The sequence below is a fragment of the Bradyrhizobium sp. Leo170 genome, assembly GCF_004296405.1.
Lineage (GTDB): Bacteria > Pseudomonadota > Alphaproteobacteria > Rhizobiales > Xanthobacteraceae > Bradyrhizobium.
Genome location: NZ_PSRR01000555.1, coordinates 1 through 3,169, shown reverse-complemented (window position 1 = coordinate 3,169; position 3,169 = coordinate 1). Strand labels below are relative to the sequence as shown.

Here is a 3,169-nt window from a genome sequence, read left to right as displayed (position 1 = left end):
TTGGTTCGGTGGAGCTCAGCAATGGCCGGCCGAACGTACGTTTGGGGCAAAGTCAGAAGAACTCAGCGTGAGCAAATCTTGTCGGCCATGCCACGCCAAGCGGACCTCGACGAGGGCCATTGGCACTTCGCCAATGGGGCCAGATGGTCACCGACGTTTCACCATACAAACAGTTGCTCTAGTTAATTCGAAATCAGGCCATTCACATTTTTAAGATCGGTAGATGAACGGCTCGGGAAAACGACGGATGCGACTGGAGGCTGGGCGAGGTATGTCGCCTTTAGGGCCATTAACGGAAGTGCACTTCAACGGTCTGAGTTTGGCCGCCCCTGTCGCGAATTGCTTTGAACCGCGTCTCAACCCGCGACGTCAAACCCTAGGCTTATAAAGGAGCTTGACGTAGTCCGGTCTACCTTCCTGTGTGTACCGAAAACCTTGTCTGGGTTGATAGCGTGATGGAATCTAAGCTGACGGAATGATTGGGCTGCTGTGTTTCGTGCTGGCCGTCCTGGTCTCGCCATTCAAGTCGAAGTTGCGACTCGAAGCGGAGAACGCGGTGCTTCGACATCAGTTAATTGTCTTGCGGCGCCGGCTGCATGGTCGCGCCCGGCTCACGAATCATGATCGCTGGTTCCTTGTCCAGCTGTATCGCTGGTTTCCGTCGATCCTGCAGGTTCTCACCATCATCCGACCCGAGACGCTCATGCGTTGGCAGAGGGCTGGCTTTCACTGCTACTGGCGCTGGAAGTCGCGCCCACAGGGAGGCCGACCGCCGATCGACACCGAGTTGCGCGCGTTGATCCGGCGGATGAGCGTCGAAAATCCGCTTTGGGGCGCGCCGCGCATCCACGGCGAACTGCTCAAGCTCGGGTTCGAGGTCGCGCAGTCCAGCGTCGCCAAGTACATGGTGAAGCGACGCGGGCCACCCAGCCAGGGATGGCGGATCTTCTTGCGTAATCACGCGCCGGAAATTTCCGCCATGGATTTGTTCGTTGTTCCGACCATCGGTTTCGACCTGCTCTATGCCTTCGTCGTCGTCCGACTGGACCGCAGAAAGCTCGTCTGGATCAATGTCACGGCAACTCCGACCGCAGAATGGATTGCACGTCAAATAACGGAGGCATTTCCCTGGGATGAGGCTCCGCGCTACCTCATCCGCGATCGCGACCGGATCTATGGCAGCGTTGTCACGCGACAATTGCGCGCCATGGGCATCCGGGACAAGCCAACCGCACCGGCTTCACCGTGGCAGAATGGCTTTGCCGAACGGCTGATCGGATCGATCCGGCGTGAGTGTTTGGAACACGTCATTGTCCTGGGCGAAGTGCACCTGCGTCGAATCCTGCGAGAGTATGCTCGCTATTACAACGACATCAGAACGCACCGTTCGTTGAACAAAGATGCTCCGATCGCGCGCCAGATTCAACGAACCGGAAGCATCAAATCACACGCCATCCTTGGTGGCCTTCACCACCATTACGCCCGAGCTTAAGTTTTCAGTACACACAACCGGTACATTCACCGGGATAGCCGCACCTACATCGTCGAACCGCAGGAACGTCGCGTCATCGAAGAAATCGACTGATCTCGCCAAACGGAGGAAGACGAACATGAAGACAATTGCGCTCGGTGCTTTCGCGACCGCCTTGTTGGCGTCGGCTGCGTCGGCAGCTCCGCTCAATCCAACCTCGCTCGGGTCGGCGGAGGTGGCCAACGTCGATCAGGTTCGCCTGGTCTGCAGTGAGTACGGTCGCTGCTACCGCACCCGCGGTCCCCGCTACGTCCAGCGATACTACGGCGGAGACGACGGCTATGTGGTGCGCCGGAGCTACGGCTCCTATGGCGGGCCCGGCTACTACGATCGCGGCTACGGCTACTACGGCGGTGGCCCGAGCATCGGTTTCAGCTTCGGCACCGGCCGCTGGTGAACTAGGAAAAGGGCCGCTCTCTGAGCGGCCCTTTCGATATGGCTACTTTTCTCGGTGATGAGATGACTGCCGTTGCAAAGCTCCTGGGACAGAAGGAGCAGTTGCTGGCGCGGCTCGAAGCCGATCCCGGCTCGAACGAGCGCGCCGAAATCCAGGCGCGCCTCGCCAAGATCGAGACCGCGTTGAAGCTGCTCGGCACCCAGGATTCGGCCGCCGCAGACGAAGACCAATAGCCTCTGGGGAGCAAAGGATTCGGAAGGGCGGGAGCTTCGCCGATGCCTCCGGTTCGCGGCGCTTCCCAAGCTCGCCGGATGAAGGCCCAGCTCGGGGGGCAGGGGCTATGAGCTCGGGCCAGTACGGGCTTCGCCCCTTGGGGCAGGGGCGTCGGGGAAAACCTGGCGCTCGCGCTATCGTTCCTCTGCGCGCAGCGAAGTTTCTTGATCCAGTCGCCCGGAAAGGCAGACGAGTACGACCGCAGGTCAGCGGCGCTCTTCGCTAACTACCTCTCACTGCATCCTCGCAGGACGAAAGTGAGGCGGCAGGTCGCGAAACCAAAATTTGCTTCGACGATGCAATGCTCCTTCAGCGATTGGTGCCCGCATGGGAATAACAATTGGCCATCTACCGGATACTTCAAAACTCACCTCTCGGGCCTGAAGAGATCGCGCGGCTGTCTCGAGCCTACGAACATGCCCTGCGCAGGATCGGCGTACAGGATCGCAACGACCCCTCACCGAACTGTTGGAAGAAGAGAAAGGCTTTGCCATGAGTAGAGCAGCTAACCAGGCGGTGCCCCCTTTTCCTCGCCGAGCTCCTTGATTGTCCGGACGATCTCCTCCGGATGGAAGGGCTTGTTCACGATGCGGCTGCCGGGGACGGGGCGTGGTGGGGTGGGCGAGAAGCCCGTTGCGTAGATGACCGGCAGGTTCGGATCCTGCTCTCGGTAGCGTTCCGCGATCTGCCATCCATCGACTTGTCCGGGCAGCCTGACGTCGGTGACCAGCGCGACGTGGTGCTCGCACCAGGCCAGAGCCTCCTCTCCAGTGCTCGCGTGGATCACGTGATAGCCTGCCTCGCGCAGCGCTTCGACTACGAATTCGCGGATCAGAGGGTCGTCCTCGACGAGAAGTACGCTCACTGGTGGCTCACTAGGAAATGGCATCCGTCACGCAGTCGAACGGCCCAATCGGCCGATCGTTCCCGACGGAAAGAATCGAGCCGACGTGATGCGAGTCCGTATC

4 protein-coding genes are annotated in these 3,169 nt (G+C 60.0%); 3 read left to right on the top strand and 1 reads right to left on the bottom strand.

Annotated elements, in window-relative coordinates:
- Positions 1-475 precede the first annotated feature (475 nt).
- The 3 genes from CWO89_RS48590 to CWO89_RS46540 all read left to right on the top strand — a co-directional run bounded on the left by CWO89_RS48590 (position 476) and on the right by CWO89_RS46540 (position 2,161).
- Positions 476-1,492 carry an integrase core domain-containing protein gene (locus CWO89_RS48590; RefSeq protein ID WP_130584136.1) on the top strand — a complete coding sequence of 339 codons (1,017 nt, stop codon included), beginning with the start codon at positions 476-478 and terminating at the stop codon, positions 1,490-1,492.
- Between the two features lie 118 nt (positions 1,493-1,610).
- Positions 1,611-1,928, top strand: a complete 318-nt coding sequence (locus CWO89_RS42280) for a hypothetical protein (RefSeq protein ID WP_130230643.1) — start codon at positions 1,611-1,613, stop codon at positions 1,926-1,928.
- Between the two features lie 62 nt (positions 1,929-1,990).
- Positions 1,991-2,161, top strand: a complete 171-nt coding sequence (locus CWO89_RS46540; protein ID WP_165421571.1) for a hypothetical protein — start codon at positions 1,991-1,993, stop codon at positions 2,159-2,161.
- 545 nt (positions 2,162-2,706) lie between these two features.
- Here CWO89_RS46540 and CWO89_RS42275 read toward each other — a convergent pair.
- Positions 2,707-3,066: a response regulator transcription factor gene (locus CWO89_RS42275; RefSeq protein ID WP_245476823.1), complete on the bottom strand. Its 360-nt coding sequence runs from the start codon at positions 3,064-3,066 to the stop codon at positions 2,707-2,709.
- Between the last annotated feature and the right edge of the window lie 103 nt (positions 3,067-3,169).